This is a genomic window from Jejuia sp. G7-7 (assembly GCF_055808955.1).
Window position 1 is genome coordinate 799,568 of the sequence record NZ_JBVVSZ010000001.1, and the last position, 17,046, is coordinate 816,613.

Sequence of the window (17,046 nt, forward strand, 5' to 3'; positions counted from 1 at the left end):
CAAAATAGAGTTCAAATTTTCTTTAACGTACCGCCGTTATAAAATTTATTATCTTCAATAGTTAAAGTCCAAGTACCCAAGCTAGAAATATCGTAAAAACTGCGAAACATTTCTTCAGGTATAAATGTACCAGTATAAGGCGGATAGCTATCTGTAATATTAACGGTAGCTTCTTGGTCAAAAATGGTGTTTACATAACCATCACCGTACGCCACCATTGTTTTCACTTAAAATAATTGTTGTCCCAGCCGGATTGGTTAAAGAAATTGTTAATTCACCAGTAGCCGAATGTGCCATGTCTATTTTTACATCAATATCTTCAATTAATAAATCTTCGGTAACATGCATTAGCGATTGATAGGTGCCACTATTTTCCATACTAGGAATACTAACAGGAATATCTAAAGCATCATCTCTTAAAACAACTCTCAGTTTTAAAACTAAACACTTCAGAGAAAGTACTAACATGGCAACTATTACTGGGACGCACTCGCCAAAAGTATTGTGTGTTTCTTTCAAGAAGATCATTTATAGGCTGAGAACTATAATTTTCTGCTTCTCCTGAAAAAATGGTATTGGTAAACGTTTCATCTGTGGCAATTTCAAGCAAGTAAGTTTCAGCGTTATAATCGGCATTCCAAGATATGGTTAAATCTCGATCAGTATCAATAGCATTGTTTTCTGGTGATACTGTTGTTGGCAGCATAAAATTAGCATCAAATATAATAGTTTCAAAAACGTTTAGATTGGTACGTCCTTCATGAGTTCCTATGATATAAAAACCATAGTATGGGTAATTTATGCCATTATCTATATTGTCAGTATTTGTTAAAGTAAGAGTAACTTCTGTGTTATTTGCGGTTGCAGTAGAAGGGGTAAAGGTTGCTGTTACACCATCTGGTAAATATTGTGTAGAAAATGTTGTTTCTCCCGTAAAGCCTGAGTATGTATTATATATAAAATTAAAAACACCTTCTTCTGGCGCACATATAGTTTGCAACCCTGTATTTGGTGTTAACGAAAATTCTTTTTCCCTGAAATATATAGCTCTTGAATTCATAGCGAAAAAGATATTGTTATGACCTTCTACTATAACTCTTGCACTATAATCATTATCTGGGTCTCCAACACTTGGTACAGTAATAGTTGCGCTGCCGTTATTTGGAATTTCCGAAGCTAAAACAAAAGGAAAACTTTGTCCATTATCTATTGACAATAGGATGTTTACAGTTGGTGTATTTATAGCACCATCATCGGTACCAGCTACATCCCAAGTAATGGTCTCTTCTGTTCCTACATACCACTCTTCAAAACTGCTTTGTGAGGTTACAGTAAACGGACCAGAAGTTTCATCAACAGTAATTTCCATGGTATCAAAACTAGTTAATCCACTAAGTCCAACAGCATCAGGGGCTCTGTCTCTAACTGTTAGTGCATAATTTAATGTTCTTCCAACAGTAGAAACTGTTTCCCAAGCTGAGTCTGTAGTTGGGTCTGTTTCAGTCAATGTGTTGGCTGCCACTCTTGTTAAGTTTGGTATGTATCTATTAGCGCTTAAACTTGGAGGTAATGAGCGTACCATGGTAGTTCCTGTATTGGTAGGTCCAAAGCTCCAATACCTAACATAGCCACTATCTGTTCCTTCCCAACAATAGGTTAAAATATCGTTAGTATCATCATCTGTAGCGTTTCCTCTTAAAACATAAGCTGTCCCTTGAGGAATTGTATAATCGTTTCCTGCATTAGCAATAGGCGGGTTATTCGTTAGTGCTATTGGGTTATTATTTAACCAACAATCACTTACTGAGAAATTTTCTTTAATTTGTCTAATACTATGATAATGAAAATAGGGGTCTTTTTGGAATTGTACATTATCGTTTCCAGTAGATCCAGCATAACTCATAATTGTAGAACCACTTCCAGGTTCAGAATTGGTATTTGTACCTTCTTCTGTTCTATATGAAAAAGTGTGATTAGCTCCCATTTGGTGACCAAATTCATGTGCAACAAGCAAATTAAAACCTTCTCCTACTGGATTTGTAGAGGAGCTATAACCAGAGCCTTTATTTTTATCTAAATCATCAGTAGTATCATCATCTACACAAACACAACCAATACAACCTGCATTACCTTTTCCACCAGAAGTTTGTAATGCAAATAGGTGCCCAATATCATAAGCAGTATTACCAATAGTAGTTGTTAAGTTATTTTGTAATTGGATATTCCAACCATCTAGTGTACTAGAATTATCAGAATCACTACCAATATCAGCATCAGTATATGGGTCGGTTGTAGCATCTGTATATATTAACTGATCAAAATCCTGAATTTCGAAAGTAGCAGATACATCGGTTTCAAAAATCATATTTACACGAGTCATGGTAGCATTTATCGCTGCAAGTGCATCTGCTACCGTTCCACCAAAATGTGTTGTAAACTCGCCAGTTGCAGAAACAACTAAACGGTATTTTCGTAATAACTGATCGCTAGCACTATTAGTTTTTTGAAATTTTGTTTGGTTTTCACTTTGTTTTGATACCATATCACATGCATAATCCTCCAACTTATTTTCATAGGCTTCTGATGTGTACACCACATAATCTGTTGCTGAGTTTTCTAAAAACAGAATGTACGTTGTGGGTTTGTTGGGATTACTAATTGTGGCTTGTATACCTCGAGCATCTTTACTAAATCGTATAGTTGCACCAGATTTTGAATAGCCTACAAACGATTTAATATTTGGATATTTAGCAGATAATGCTTCCGAAAATGTTGGTGCTTCAAACACCGAAAACAGGTCGAAACTACCATCTGCATTCGGAAAATAAAATTCCTGAGCCCTATTCCGAAAACCTGAACCTCTTAAAGGCGCATCTTTCAAATTTGCATACAATTGATTTGAATCCAAAGAAAACATACTGATGTGTTCTGTCTCTGATGTTTTGAATTTGATGTGTTTTAGTTTAGTTTTTGAAGTTGTTGCTGTCCATGGATTTATTTGTCCAAATACATGTAAACCACTTGTAATACAACAGAATACAATGAGGGTTTGTAATGCGCTTTTCATAATGATGTGGTATTAATTGATTGGTGTTATATAAATAACATCGGAGGTTATGGAAAGTGTCATCAAAAATGTACAATAATTTGGTTTCGTGTAGCCTTTTTGAACTTGATTATGTATTATTTGAATTTTGGGTAAAAGCGAAGACTGTATCTATAGTTTATTGTGCAATACTGATGGAATACCCATTTTAAGAAATAATAGAGTATATAAGCAAGGCGCTATAAAATGATAGTTTTATAAAAACTTTTATTGAATGAAGTTTCAGATGAATTATTAAATACCTAATCTCTATTTTTATTACTCTGAATAACAAAAATTATCAGTCCAATAACTATGGCACCTATAATACCAATAACCCAAAATAATATTGTGGTTAAATTAGAGCCCATATTATCAGTATTAAAAGAGATATTAAAGTTTCCATTTTTTGCTTCACTTTTAGGAATGTAAATATGGTAAGCCATTATTTGTTCTACTTCTTTAATTTTTGAATAGTAGTCCTCAAAATCTTCAGGTTTTACAAAGCTATTTTTATTTTGGTACTCATAATTAAGGTACAAAATATCTCTGCCTGGATTCATTTTAGCTTTCATTGAAAAATCAAAACTTTTAGAATTCACAGTTATATTATCATTAGCAACGCTCCATCGTTTAGGTAATTTAACTGTAATTTGATGTTTTTTATGCGTTGGATAAAAAAGTGCAAATGGTGTTTCCCGTTTATTTTCATCAGGCGAAATAAAAATATCTGAAATACTATAAGGCAAAAACTCTACTACAATATTTTCAGCGTTTGCAAGCATGGGTGTCCATATGTTGTTGATTTTATAGGACTCTTCAACTAGCATTTTATTGGCTAAACTATCATCATCAAAAACTGGGTCTTTTAAAACTTCAACACCATCATAAAGGTTTTCATAATAACTTTTAAAATTTTTACTTAATGATGACAGGCTACTAGATTTATAGAGTGTTCGCATGGCATCAGCTTCGGCATCTCTATATACCGTCATAATGTTTAATGTTCCAGGCCCTCCAACATTAGACAAATCAAAAGTGTCAAATACTTCTACTAAGTCTTCACTTTTAGATATAATTTTTTCCAAAGAAGTCACCCCTTTTTTAATCACTAACCCTTTGCTATAATTTGGAAATGAAACCGACTTATGATTTCCAAATTGATTGCTAATAGTTGGATCATAAAATAAATTAGCTTTAGTACTATCTACAACTTTTACCACAACATGATCAAACACTTTTGGAGATGGTAAAAATTCATGAAGTGATTCACCAAAAGTTGAGTTAGTAAGTACAGGGTAAGCCTCAATACCCATATTCCTCAGCATGGTAACCATAAGCCAACTTTTGTCTTTACAATCCCCAAAGCGTTGCTCTAGAACTTTATTTGGTGAAAATGGTTTATAAGCACCAATACCAGATTCCAAGCCAAGATACCTAACTTCATCTTGCACAAATTTAAGTGTAGCAGTAATGCGTTCCCCTTCATACTCAGAGCTATTTTTTATAGCATCAATTTTTGCTCTAAGTGCTTTTGATGGATTTACATCATCCAGATAAATGCTTAAAGCCCAATCTACAACGGCATTCCAACCATTATAATCACTAATAAAAACGTTTTTATATGGTAAATACCAAGCAGGCATATTGTCCTCAATAATAGGTCTTTTGGTTAAACTCGCTTGCCAATTATAAGTTGTATAGCCGTTGTAGTTTCCTATTTTAGGGATTATGTCTGTATTTTGTGTTTTGTATTGTAATTTATTTTTAGAAATAAGGTAAAAATTAATTTTACCAACAGGCTGAAAATCGTTAAGCGCAGTACCACTAGAAAATTTATTTCCATGGATAGGATTAAACCCTTTAATGGTATAGCTTACATCCAGAATATCGCCATTTCTGATATCGGCTAGATTAGCAATTGCATTAAGGCTACCATCATAAATATAACTTTCAGCATTAGATTCTTGTCTTATGGACTGAAAGTCGTTCACATTAAGCTTATTAATAGTTTTTCCTTGTCGTAAAACAGTAATGTTATGCAAGAAAAGTTGCTGATATGTAGGGTCATAATTAATAGAAATTGTAGAGCCATCTTGCACACCAACATTATCTGTTATTTTCCGAATAGTACGGATATAACGCTCTTTTTTAGGAATATGAATTTGCTCATCGTTTAATAATGTCAATAAACCGTATGAGATTTCATTTAAATCAATATCTGGATTTGTTTCATAAGATTGATAAACAACCCATTGTGGTGTTTTACTAATTTTAATTTGAGCGTAGATGAAGCTGAAACTAAAAAGAAAAAGAATAGTAAAAAAGTATTGGCTGATAGTTTTTATGCGTCATGCACATTATATAATAAACAAATTAACTAAAAAATATGATGTATGTATGAAATTTTTGGATGTAATGTAGGATAAAGGGCTTATGATGTTCTGGTGTAATGTAGCGTGCATTTTCTAAAACACTATTTACCTTGGGAATAAGTGCGCTTTTAACGAAATCGTAGAACAAAAATTCACGACTACCTTTTTAGTAAAATAAGAATGATGTGAGTAAATAGTGGCATCAATATACATCCCTTTTTATGACTAATATCATGAAAAATTGTAGCACCTTTTTTTAATTTTAAACCATTCTAAAGTTAATTTAATTATGAAAAATTCAAACCAATTATTCACTAGAAGTAGCTGTTACAATTTATTTGTTATAGGGGTTCTATTTTTGTTAACTGCTTGTAACAACAATGCTTCAAAAGAGAAAACGAATAAAACAGAAACTGAGAACATTCCAAAAGTAAACAATATCTATTGGAATGTAAAAGCCATTCAGCCAGATGGAAAAAGTTTAGACATTAAAATTTTTGATGAATCCGGAAAATCATTCGATGTTAAGGCAATTCAAAACTCCGATCAAGATAACTTTTTAGATGTAAAAGCTATTGTAAATGATAAAAAATTACCCGTAAAGATGTTGGTGAGTACTGACCAATACGCTCCAGTTACTGCACTAAGTAGAGAAGGAATTACATACGACCTTAAAGCAATAACTGAAGAGGGGGAGCAACTAGATGTTAAGGGCGTAGCTAGATTTGGATATATTGTCTTGATGAAAGCCATTAGCAAAGATGGTAAGTTTTATGGTGTGAAAGCTATTTCACCTACAGGGCAACTTAATGATATTAAAGGCATAAAAATTAATCATCAGGATAGAGAAATGAATTCAAGAGGTAAAGATATCCATGCACATGTTAAAGCAATGCACCCAGCTGCCTATGAAGATAACTTTAAGATACCCAAACTAAGGGAAAAGAAAAAGAATACGAAATTAGTATTTAAAAATAATTTTAAAAGAGTTATCTGGAATATTAAGGCGGTAACTGCAGATGGTAAAAATCTAGATGTAAAAGCTTTTGACGCCGAAGGCAATAAATTTGATGTAAAAGCAACACAAGATTCTAAACAACATAGTTTTATGAATATTAAAGCATTTGTAGATGGGACTGAGCTACCTGTAAAAATAATGCAAAGTGAAGACGAGTATGCACCAATTAAAGCTATAGGAACAGACGGTACTATATTCGATATTAAAGCATTAACTAAAGATAAAGTAAAGCTAGATGTAAAAGGTATTAGTCGATCTGGTAATATTATTAATGTAAAAGCCATAAATGAAAACGGGGAACTCTTAGCTGTTAAAGCTTTTTCTCCAGACGGAAAACTTAATGCAGTAAAAGGTGTTAAGATTTTTGAAAGAGAAGTAGAAATGAACGTACGCGGAAATCCTGTTTATGCACATTTAAAAGCTATTAAATAGTAACCGAAAGTCTTGTGTTAGTAACTATTCTATCTATTTATAACTATCAGTTAAATTTCAAAGTTTAGCTGATAGTTTTTTTGAACTAATTCTTGAAGATAAATACTTAATATGAACGTAAGTGGAAAGATTAATATGCATAGGATGTTAAAAATAAAACTTGAATTTTTATATATTAGACCTAATTAAAAAATGGAGAGATTACTTTTCCATCCGTTAAATTACCTTTTTCGACTATGACAACAACCTATATCATGGTTATATAATAGATTATAAAATGAGAAAATTTCACACTTTAGTATTACTGATAGCACTACTTATTCAAAATTTTTCTGCTAACTCACAAAATTTAAGTAAAGAGGCTAAGAAAAAATAACTCAGTTAGAGAAATTGATGTCGAAAGCCGAAAAAAAGGATTTGATGTAACTAGAGAAGAAACCATATTATGGTTTTCAAATGAGTTTTTGAAAATTGCAAAATGGGATGAAAAAAATGTTCCTTTTATTCAAAATTCTTTTGAAAAATTCACCCCATTAAAGGGCGACAAAGCTGAAATGGCAAAGAGTTTACCTGATTTTGAAAGACAAAAAGTTATTGAGATTTTAGATAAAGGAATTAGTACACTTAATAAGGTTATTGATGGAGCTATTGTAAGGCGGCCAGTAGCAAAAGTAGATTGGGAAAATATAAAAGTTGAAAAAGACCAATTTACAAGTAATGGAAAGCCAGTATTTCTGTATGATTATTTCTCAAAATCAATGGGAAATCCTACTTCAGATAAAAGAATCTATAATGATCATTTGGGAAATATTGATCATATAGGTGGTTTTACGCCGCAATTATTAAATGAAGACCGCACGTTTGTCCCATGGACATTAGATAAGATGGCTAATCATCCAGACAAAAAGGTAGGTTATGCTTTGCTTTGGAATACAAACGTTCCTAAATGGGTGAAAAAACAAGACCCAGAGGTTACTAAGGGGAGGTGTACTTTTATTGGTTTTGATATTGATAATCCGTTAATGCGTGAAGTTTGGAGTGAGATATTGCAGAAAGCAGGAGCAATAACAAAAGGTAAAAAAGGCGTGCAATTAGGGTATATTTTGGCCAACGAACCTCATTGGTTTTCAGAGAAAGGAAATTGGGCGTTTAAACGTGGGGAAATGAATGAGCTTTCTTCATATACCTTAGAAAAATTCAATAATTGGTTAAGTGTTAAGTATCAAAATAATATAGCCGAATTGAATAAAAACTGGAATACAAATTTTAAATCTTTTAGCGATGTAACTTTTGTTTTTCCTTTAAGAAAAGAAACAAAAGGAACACCACTTAGATATGACTGGGATCGTTTCAATATGGATAGAGCTGTTGAATGGTTTTCTTTTTTACAAACAGAATTACATAAAACAAACCCAGATGGTGATACTCATATAAAATTAATATCGCATTTTTCTCTGATGATGAACGTTCTCATGGTATTGATTTGGAATCATTGACTGAATTAACTACAATGATTGGTGATGATGCAAAAACCCGAGAAAGAGACATTCGTTATAATAGAGTAGAGCCTTGGGAAAAGTATTATTCTTACCATTGGGAAGAGCTTTGTGTTTCGTACGATTTTATGGAATCAGTAGCTCCTGAGAAGATTCATGTAAATTCAGAAACGCACTTCCTGTCTAGTGTTGCATGGCGTAAACTAGATACATCACCTGAATATATTAGAAATAACTTCTGGTTGGCAACATTACATGGTATGGATGCAGGCTTGTCTTGGTTTTGGGCTAGAGACCCAGATGGTTCTCCTGAAGCTAGATTTGAAAACAATGTGTATTCAAAAGATGTAGCTCTTGCTAAATCTTTTGCAGCATCTGTTAATATGCAACCTCAAGTAGCTAATGAGCTTACTCAGGTAATGATGGATTTGAATAGTTTTTCGGAGGAAATTATGGCATTGCGTCGTCAGCCAAAACCAATACGATTATTTCATTCCGAAACATCAGCTATAAATAAAAAACATCATATGACTGAACAATACGACCTTTATGAATCATTGTTTTTTGAAGGTTTTCCAGTTGGATATGCAACGGAAAAAATCATTAAAAAACAGGATAACAAGAATTGGGATGTTGTACTTGTTTATAAAACAGAATTTGTAACCGATTCAGAATTTGAGACGCTACAAAATTATTTAAATGAAGGAGGAACAATTATTATAGATAATGAAACGAGTCTTTCAATGAATGAATATGGACAAAAACGTTCAAAAACTCTAAAAAGCAGTAAAGGAACTTTACATACTCTAAACACAGATGAATATGAAGCTTTAAAACTATTGGCATTAAAATTAGTAGACCATAAATTACCTGAAGTTGTTTTATCAGAATCAAACGGTTTAACACATAAAGGGTGTAATTGGAGGGTTGCTTCTAATAATAAAGGGGGGTATATAATGACTATTGTTAATCTAGGAAAAAACAAAGCACAATTAAAGGTGACAATGAAGAATGGTGATAGTGTTACATGTACAAATATGCTTACCAAACAGCCTATGGAAGCATCATTTGAACTTGATGTACACGGTGTTCTATTACTTGAAATAGAAAAATAAATATTTGATATACTACATAAATTCATTATTGCTTATTTAATAAAATTTGAGAAATTTCACTCGCCAAACATAATTCTTAATATAGATTCATTCTCTGGATAATGAATATTATAAAATTGCTATAATGTTCTGCGTTATGTAACTTGAGCTTTGGTTACGTCCGTATGAAAAAAGGTCTAGTAGACCTTTTGAAGTAGGAGCGAAGTGTAGAAAGGCAAAGTTGTTACTACAGTTTCAATACTTAACTAAAAGTCTGCTTCGAATTGTATTTAGCTAATAATGTCCTCAGGACATTCTATTAACGCTAAATAGTCTAAAATATAGCGAATGAGCCGTTAATTGTTTCCAAAATTATATGCAGCCTTGAATTTTTGTTTTAGGTATTTAGCTTTCGCTAAATAGTGTTTCAAGACACTATTTTAAAGAATTGATTGAGTATCAATTTTTAAAATACATAATAATAAAACATAAAAAAAGATTAATTGAAGTTCTACAGTTAACAAGTGTATAGAAATTTTTAAGCAAGGATTTGAGCAAGGGAAAATTTTATACTCTTGTGGCAAGCTTACGAGAATCGTCTAAAATTTTTTATAACGTACATTTTATCGAATACGCGATTTTTAATAAGAGCAAAAAGGTTAGCTTTTATTTTGGCGTTGGCAAGCGTTGGTAATCCCGATATAAAATCGGGACGAGCGCTTGGTAGCGGCTATTTTACATAACGGCAAATTATAGATACATTTTAATTTGTATAACTATGCCACAATTAACTTGTCATAATTACTGTCGATATAAGTCTAAAGACATTATATCTGCAATTATGTCAAATATCGCCAAAAAGCGCTATTACGCTAATTGTTGTAAAATGTACTATAATGTTCTCGCGTTATGTAACTTTGCTTTGGTAAAAGCGAAGTTTAAACTACTACTTTTTCTTATTTTTATATTCTAAAAACTTTTTTTACAATGCTAATGGAATACTTTTTATGCGACGACGTAGGAGGGAAGCGTAATATGTATGGAATGGAAATATATGTTCATAATAATATGATTTTTATTAAAGTATAGATTTTAATTGTCGAGATTTAAGTAATATATTTATTTTTCATTAAATAAAATTGAGTACAATAAATATATATGGGAAGAAAAGCTATAACTGATGCAGTAAAGAAAAAGCTTTTTGCCTTATCTGGTAATCAATGTTGCTTTCCAAGTTGTACAGAACGAGTTTATAATTTAGAAGAAGACATTTTACTTGGAGAAATGTGTCATATAAATGCGGTTAATCCAAATGGTGCAAGGTATGACTCTGAACTACCAATTGATGAAATCAATTCATTCGATAATATTTTACTTCTTTGCCCAAATCATCATGCATTTATTGATAAAAATGCTGAAAAATATGATTCCTCCGCTCTTCGTGAAATGAAAGCTAATCATGAAAACAAATTCTATAATAAAGCGAGTGAATTTGAGGAGTTATTTGAAGAAACTGTACAAGGTATTGCTTCAGACCGAATAGAAGAACTTAAAGCGATAGATGCTTCATTAAAACCAGAGGTGTATGAAGCATTGCCAGAAAAAAATATATTCTAAAGCCAAAGACTATATAACTAGGTATGTTACAACAGTAAGAGGAGAAGGTGAGTTCAGCCTTGAATCTAAAACTCTATTGAATGTCATAGATGAGAAAAAAGGATTACAGTCTTAGGAGTTGCAGGTTCTGGAAAAAGTATTGAACTAGCAAACGTTGCGTTTATACACTCACATGAAAATAGTGAACTGTATCCTGTAAAAATTAGACTTAATACTTTGACCAATCAAAGTCTTGAAGAACTTTTAGAACTTGAGTATGCAGAGTTCAAGAAAATTCCTCATAAAAAGTTATTGATATTATTGGATGCCTTGGACGAAGTGCATGTTGACTTTCTAGATATTGCTGTAAACAATATAACTATTTTAAGTAAAAAGTATAGTGATGCCAAAATAGTAGTTTCATGTAGAAACAATTTTTATATTGCCGAAACTGATAAAAGAAGAGCAAAACTTGAAGGCTTTTCAACATACCTAATTAAACCGTTAGACTATTTTGCTGTCCATTCTTATTTAAAAGGTAAGATTGATATTGAACCTGAAAAATTTATTGAAGACTTATGTAAAAAAAGTTTTATGACTTATTATATTCTCCTTTTTACTTAGTTAATCTAGTTGACTATTATAACTCTAAAAAGAAAATCCCAGAATCAAAGAAAACGGTATTTGATTTTTTAATTAAGCAAAGGATAGAAACGGATTATGATAAATATGAGAATTCTGGCGTAAGTATTCAAGATTATTCAATAAAAATAGAACCATTTATTGAGCAATTAGCTGTTATTGCTGAAAGTATGGGAAAGAATTATTTAGATGAGAGAACAGAAGTATTTCCATTACTATCTGATGCGCATCTTTTGAAAATTATAAAAAGAACATTTTTATTCAATAAAACATCAAAACTAACTCAATGGGAATTTGAACATAATAATTTCCAAGAATATTTAGCAGCAAAGTTTTTATCTAGACTACGAATTGAACAAATTCAAGAATTTGTGTCATTTAAACCTGAATTTAAAAAAATAAAACCCACTTGGTTAAATACCTTGTCATTTCTATTCAGTATTGTAGAATCTAAAAGTGAGAAGCTTGATGATTTAGTGTTATGGATTAAAACTATAGAACCCGATATTTTAATTAGGTTTGAAAAAGATAAAATTGATTTAGAAATAAGAGAGAAATTATTCGAAGATATTTATGAAGAGTATGAATCTAAAGAAATAATAATCAGAAATGAAAAATTTGAATCTGAAGATTTGGCGATGTTTGTTTCGGATAGTCATTCCATAATTAAATATTTAATTACAAAGATTGAAGGTTCAAACTCTATGCTAATAATATCGGAAGCCTTAAGAATGCTTCCATCTTTCAAGAACATCGACAATCATAAAGATAAAATTAGAGATGTTCTATTGTCTAAACTTTCTAACATTGAACTGTCAGATAAAATTAAGTATCATTGCTTATATTCATTATCAGAACTTAAAATTTTTGATAAGAAATTAACTGAAAATATATTAAAATTTAACACCCTTGAATCTGGGCAATATATAAGAGCAGGATTTTATAAATATTTAGACAATTCTGTTCAAATTGATGACCATTTAGAGCTTTTATTGAAAGGAATTGACTTTATACAGAAACCAACTGTAAGAATTAATAATCATACTAAAGATACAGAAACAAGACTTTCCGATGAAAAATATAATCTTGAATTTTTACTTGCTAAAATAGATTCTCCTAAGGGTGTATTGAGTCTACTAGAATGGTCAGCATCTCATGACAAAAACTCTTACCTTGAAGATATTTATTTTGAACAAATAAAATCGACATTAAAGAAAGCTACAAAAGTTTATTTAGATGGTTTTAAAGAAGTCTATAATAGTGTCTTAAATCTATTGGAAGTCTTTTCGAGACGATATTATCGTGAGTTAGGGAATGATTTTAAGCAATTTTTTATAGAAACAAAAACAGAATTTAAAGCATTTATAAAGTTATATAAAGATTACCAAGTAAAACTAAATGGAACAGATTCTCATTTTGACTATGGATTAACACTTGTATGCAATGAAGATGGCGTAAAATTCCTAATAAATGAAATTAAGGAAGGAAAACTTGTTGACCCTGAAACATGGCGTATTCGTAATTTCCTTGCTTTTGATGGTAGAAGTGAAATACATGATTTATACCATAATGAATTAGTCAAAATTGATAAAAAAATATAGTTATAATAAGATAGACCATGAAGCTTTAAAAAAATCAAGACTAAAAAGAGATATTGAATTGCTTTTTGATAAAGATGCTTTTTTTAATGAAGCAAAGTTAATATTTGAAGAAGATGCAAAAGATAAATCAAAAATTACTTCGAATGAATTATATAATTGGAAGAAAAAGAGATTTAATGATGATAAAATGTCAAATCAAATTGTTGTTGATACTTTAAGGGATAAAGCTAGGGAAAAAGAGTATGTTGAATTTTCAGAAGTTGAAGAACTAGTTAAAAGTGAAGATAATTGGAAATGGTTTACTCTTCATAATCTTGTCAAATTTGATAAGAATAATTCTGATTTTGAATATAATGAAAAAGCGAAAGCTTATATTAAAGCTTGGGTAAATAAGGAAATTTTAACAGCAAATTTTAAAACAGCCATTAAATTTTCTGCTGATAATTATAACTATAGATATACTGAACTTTTTATATCTTATTTTTCGCAAAGACTGAATATTAAATTACCCGAAGAAAATTATTTAGATTTTCTTTTTGTAGATTGTTATTTTCTTCCCGTTAAGAATATAGTTAAACAAGATGAAAGTGATTCTAAAATACCAAATACTAGAGATTTTTTAATAGAAAAATTAGGTGTAGATAAAGTTGCAATACAAATTCTTCAAAACCTTGAAAACGATGAAATTACACCAATTGTAAAGAAAAACCACTTTAAATATTGTAAAGAACTAAATTTAATACAAGCAATTCCTTTAATATTTAAAGAAATCCAAAATTCTGATAAGGACAAATTTGAGGTCAATGAACTTATTACACAATATCTCGAACTTGGCGGTAACAATAATGACATTCTCGATATTATTAATAATTTTTCAATTGATGTTCAACTTCATGCAACTAATCTTCTTGCCGAAAATAAATTTATTCCAGTAATAGCATATTTAGAAGCAAAAATAGATGTTGAAGAGAATGATGAAACTTGTTTACGTTATATCCAAAGGATTTCGAAGATAAAGGAAGAAGAAGCCTTTACTTTATTGAAAAAATGGATACTTAAAAACAAACAATTACCAGATAGAATTTTCGGTTTAAAAGGTTTGAAAGGTGCTAAATTGAATGACTTAATTGAAATATTTGAAGATTCATTAATAAATAAATATGGAACTGATGTTTGGACTAGTAGAAATGATTACCTATTAGCATTAGTAGAATTAGGAAGTAAAAATGAAGATGATTATAACTTGGTAAAATCAAAACTAAATGATTGGCTGAGTAAATATACTGAAATGAAGTTCCTACATTATCAATTACAAAAGTTAGAACAATTGTATTATTCAAATAAAATGCAATCTATAACATTTGATGAAGCTAGAGAGTTATTTAATAGAAAAGGTATTTTTCCCAAAATGAAAAAATCAAAGTTTAAAGTCTTTTGGGAGTCTAATAAAACATCTATTGAAATAATTTCAGTTGTCCTTACAATTTTAGGTCTAATAATAGGAATTCTGTCTTTGATGTGATTAAGAATCTCGTCCGACCTCATAAAATTTTGGTAAAACAATAGGTGAGGGAGCGTACATATTTTAGGGGTCTAGTAATACAGTTTCTTAATAGTTGTAACGATAAAATAACTTCAAATCAATCTTAACGAGTTAAAATATTTCCTAAAATATAGCGTAATGAGCCGTAATTGTTTCCAAAAGTTTATGCAGTCATGATTTTTTTGTTTCTTTTTTTATCCAAGAAAAAAGATAATCTTTAAATATTCAATCGTTTTTCAATAACTTCTAGTAATTCTAAATTTGATTCTTCATCCGACAAATTATCTTTTTTTATTATTTTATAACCAATATAAAAATTGATAAGGATTTGATGTGAGAGATTTAATGATGTAACAAACAAAAATATCAATGCCACAAAAAAAGAAATCAATGTTTGCCACCAAAACACATAACCAATTAAAATTAGGGTAGTAAGAATTATTAAGAATGATAAATTTCTCATTAGGGTACGATTAGAATTCACTTTGATTTTAGGGTGACTATAAAACTCAAGAATTCGTTGTATTTCATATCCAAATTTCACGATTTCATTTTTATCAATATCGAAATATTTAATTGTTTCTCCAGCTGAATAAGAAATCCATGATATTTTCAGGAAACGTGACTCATATTTTATAATTAATTTTGCGACTAATATTTCTATAAACCCAAGAAAGAAATAACTAATATTTGAAACAACATTCCCTATTGCAGTACTAGTCATAACTAAAGTAAAGAAAACTCCAATTTTTACGTTATTTGATATTTCAATAAAAATTGACAAGAAATTTTTAAAGTAACCACTAGTATTTAAATAGAAAAATTTAAGCAAAAAGAATACTGTTAAATATGTTATAATTCCTACTGATGTTTCAGTAAGAAAACGATAATAAGAAAATGAAATACCATCTTTAGATAATTGTATATCTTCTTTAATCGTCTTCATCTATAACATTGTATCATTTACAGAAATCAATTCATAAACTTCCTTTTTATTAGTTGAGTTTTTTTGAAATCTTTTAAATAGTATATAATATCCTTACCAAATTCTAATGATATAGGCAAATCTATAATTTTGAACTCTTCTTTATCATTAAATAGAACATTTCTAAAATTAGAATCTTCCCAAAAGATATTATATTTTTTTAAATGTTGTTTTACTTCATTTATTGATGAATAATGTTTGTTATATAAAACCTCTGAAGTTTTCCAACTAGTTAGGTTTTCCATTTCTATCATCAATGATGATTCTCCATCAGTATTATCTAAAAAGATGTCAATTATTTCGCAACAATTAGGATGTCTAAAATTAGTCCAAAAATCCGCCTGTTTTTTCAAAGCAAAAAAGGAATTATCATTTAAATTATCTTGATTAATAAAAAATGAACTCTTTAACACTTTTGTTGGTGATAATTCAAATAATGTAGATGTACCTCCTTTAGCAATTTTTTTGAAATATAATTAGTTTTTAAACTCAAATATCCTTTATAGTTTTTTTTGAATTTGGATTATAAAAATTACCAGTCATAATATATCTTCATTAATGATTATTAATATATCTAAAGTATGAATTTTATTTGATTTTATAAAAATTAATATATTGAGGTAATAAATATATCTTGTAACCTATGAATACTATCAATGAAAACGCTTTAAACTTTATGAAATCAGAGCTTAAAAAAGCTCAAATTGAAGTTTCAGCAAATGAAAGAGGGAGAGAAGGAGTTGATTTTTTAACTAGAAATAAGCAAATCTTCTTTCAGCCACTAGATTTAGATAACATACTACAAAGTTTTAAAATTTTAAAGCATGAGTTAGGAGAACTAAACGATAACTTGTTTATCGCTTTGGTTTTAATCATAGAAAAACAACCAAGAGTTGTTTATATTATTCCATCTAAAAAATTACAAGATTCTAATAATAACTTCTTTATAAACAATGACGTTAGCTTAATGCCAAGTTTATCTAATTGGGAAATTAAAATATCAAGTAAAACCATAGTAGAATTAGAAAAGTATGCTTTAAACAATATGATTGACAAACTTTAAATCATGTCTGTAAATATTATGTAAAATAGAATTTAAAAAAGTTTAATAGGAATTCTTAAATAGAACAAGTGTATAGAAATTTTAAAGCAAGGATTTGAGCAAGGGAAAATTTTATA

The 17,046-nt window shown here is 29.9% G+C and carries 14 protein-coding genes; 8 read left to right on the top strand and 6 right to left on the bottom strand.

The features are described from left to right. Positions 1-11: 11 nt before the first annotated feature. From AC0L5U_RS04000 to AC0L5U_RS04015, 4 genes are all read right to left on the bottom strand, one after another. Entirely contained in the window at positions 12-218 is a 207-nt protein-coding gene (locus AC0L5U_RS04000) for a hypothetical protein (RefSeq protein ID WP_473414787.1), read from the bottom strand. Beyond that, on the bottom strand, positions 202-468 hold the full coding sequence (locus AC0L5U_RS04005; RefSeq protein ID WP_473414788.1) for a proprotein convertase P-domain-containing protein: 267 nt from the start codon (positions 466-468) through the stop codon (positions 202-204). Before AC0L5U_RS04005 ends, AC0L5U_RS04000 begins: the two co-directional genes overlap by 17 nt. After that, positions 410-3,067, bottom strand: a complete 2,658-nt coding sequence (locus tag AC0L5U_RS04010) for a reprolysin-like metallopeptidase (protein WP_473414789.1) — start codon at positions 3,065-3,067, stop codon at positions 410-412. Before AC0L5U_RS04010 ends, AC0L5U_RS04005 begins: the two co-directional genes overlap by 59 nt. Before the next feature lie 281 nt (positions 3,068-3,348). Next, positions 3,349-5,274 (bottom strand): DUF3857 domain-containing transglutaminase family protein, encoded by a 1,926-nt coding sequence (locus AC0L5U_RS04015; RefSeq protein WP_473414790.1) that lies wholly within the window; start codon positions 5,272-5,274, stop codon positions 3,349-3,351. Between the two features lie 475 nt (positions 5,275-5,749). Here AC0L5U_RS04015 and AC0L5U_RS04020 point away from each other — a divergent pair, with 475 nt between their 5' ends. From AC0L5U_RS04020 to AC0L5U_RS04050, 7 genes are all read left to right on the top strand, one after another. Further along, positions 5,750-6,910 carry a DUF7486 family protein gene (locus tag AC0L5U_RS04020; protein WP_473414791.1) on the top strand — a complete coding sequence of 387 codons (1,161 nt, stop codon included), beginning with the start codon at positions 5,750-5,752 and terminating at the stop codon, positions 6,908-6,910. Between the two features lie 464 nt (positions 6,911-7,374). Then, positions 7,375-8,406, top strand: a complete 1,032-nt coding sequence (locus AC0L5U_RS04025; RefSeq protein WP_473414792.1) for a beta-galactosidase — start codon at positions 7,375-7,377, stop codon at positions 8,404-8,406. Beyond that, positions 8,403-9,521, top strand: coding sequence for a hypothetical protein (locus AC0L5U_RS04030; RefSeq protein WP_473414793.1), 1,119 nt, complete (start codon positions 8,403-8,405; stop codon positions 9,519-9,521). Before AC0L5U_RS04025 ends, AC0L5U_RS04030 begins: the two co-directional genes overlap by 4 nt. A gap of 1,137 nt (positions 9,522-10,658) precedes the next feature. Continuing rightward, complete coding sequence (locus AC0L5U_RS04035) at positions 10,659-11,117, top strand: HNH endonuclease (protein WP_473414794.1); 459 nt, start codon at positions 10,659-10,661, stop codon at positions 11,115-11,117. A 216-nt stretch (positions 11,118-11,333) separates the two neighbouring features. Then, on the top strand, positions 11,334-11,720 hold the full coding sequence (locus AC0L5U_RS04040; protein WP_473414795.1) for a hypothetical protein: 387 nt from the start codon (positions 11,334-11,336) through the stop codon (positions 11,718-11,720). A 188-nt stretch (positions 11,721-11,908) separates the two neighbouring features. Beyond that, positions 11,909-13,339 carry a hypothetical protein gene (locus AC0L5U_RS04045; RefSeq protein ID WP_473414796.1) on the top strand — a complete coding sequence of 477 codons (1,431 nt, stop codon included), beginning with the start codon at positions 11,909-11,911 and terminating at the stop codon, positions 13,337-13,339. Continuing rightward, positions 13,323-14,861 carry a hypothetical protein gene (locus tag AC0L5U_RS04050; RefSeq protein WP_473414798.1) on the top strand — a complete coding sequence of 513 codons (1,539 nt, stop codon included), beginning with the start codon at positions 13,323-13,325 and terminating at the stop codon, positions 14,859-14,861. The genes AC0L5U_RS04045 and AC0L5U_RS04050 overlap by 17 nt, the downstream gene beginning before the upstream one ends. Before the next feature lie 238 nt (positions 14,862-15,099). Here the strand turns inward: AC0L5U_RS04050 and AC0L5U_RS04055 are convergent, their stop codons facing one another. Together AC0L5U_RS04055 and AC0L5U_RS04060 are read right to left on the bottom strand one after the other, a co-directional pair. Further along, entirely contained in the window at positions 15,100-15,828 is a 729-nt protein-coding gene (locus AC0L5U_RS04055; protein WP_473414799.1) for a hypothetical protein, read from the bottom strand. A 26-nt stretch (positions 15,829-15,854) separates the two neighbouring features. Beyond that, positions 15,855-16,220 carry a hypothetical protein gene (locus AC0L5U_RS04060; RefSeq protein ID WP_473414800.1) on the bottom strand — a complete coding sequence of 122 codons (366 nt, stop codon included), beginning with the start codon at positions 16,218-16,220 and terminating at the stop codon, positions 15,855-15,857. A 290-nt stretch (positions 16,221-16,510) separates the two neighbouring features. On the opposite strand from AC0L5U_RS04060, the gene AC0L5U_RS04065 reads away from it, so the two are divergent. Continuing rightward, entirely contained in the window at positions 16,511-16,930 is a 420-nt protein-coding gene (locus AC0L5U_RS04065; protein ID WP_473414801.1) for a hypothetical protein, read from the top strand. Positions 16,931-17,046 lie beyond the last annotated feature (116 nt).

Coding starts and splice junctions, on each gene's coding strand:
- AC0L5U_RS04065 (WP_473414801.1), top strand. CDS start 16,511: ATGAATACTATCAATGAAAACGCTTTAAACTTTATGAAATCAGAGCTT.
- AC0L5U_RS04000 (WP_473414787.1), bottom strand. CDS start 218: ATGGTGGCGTACGGTGATGGTTATGTAAACACCATTTTTGACCAAGAA.
- AC0L5U_RS04005 (WP_473414788.1), bottom strand. CDS start 468: ATGTTAGTACTTTCTCTGAAGTGTTTAGTTTTAAAACTGAGAGTTGTT.
- AC0L5U_RS04020 (WP_473414791.1), top strand. CDS start 5,750: ATGAAAAATTCAAACCAATTATTCACTAGAAGTAGCTGTTACAATTTA.
- AC0L5U_RS04055 (WP_473414799.1), bottom strand. CDS start 15,828: ATGAAGACGATTAAAGAAGATATACAATTATCTAAAGATGGTATTTCA.
- AC0L5U_RS04045 (WP_473414796.1), top strand. CDS start 11,909: ATGGGAAAGAATTATTTAGATGAGAGAACAGAAGTATTTCCATTACTA.
- AC0L5U_RS04035 (WP_473414794.1), top strand. CDS start 10,659: ATGGGAAGAAAAGCTATAACTGATGCAGTAAAGAAAAAGCTTTTTGCC.
- AC0L5U_RS04010 (WP_473414789.1), bottom strand. CDS start 3,067: ATGAAAAGCGCATTACAAACCCTCATTGTATTCTGTTGTATTACAAGT.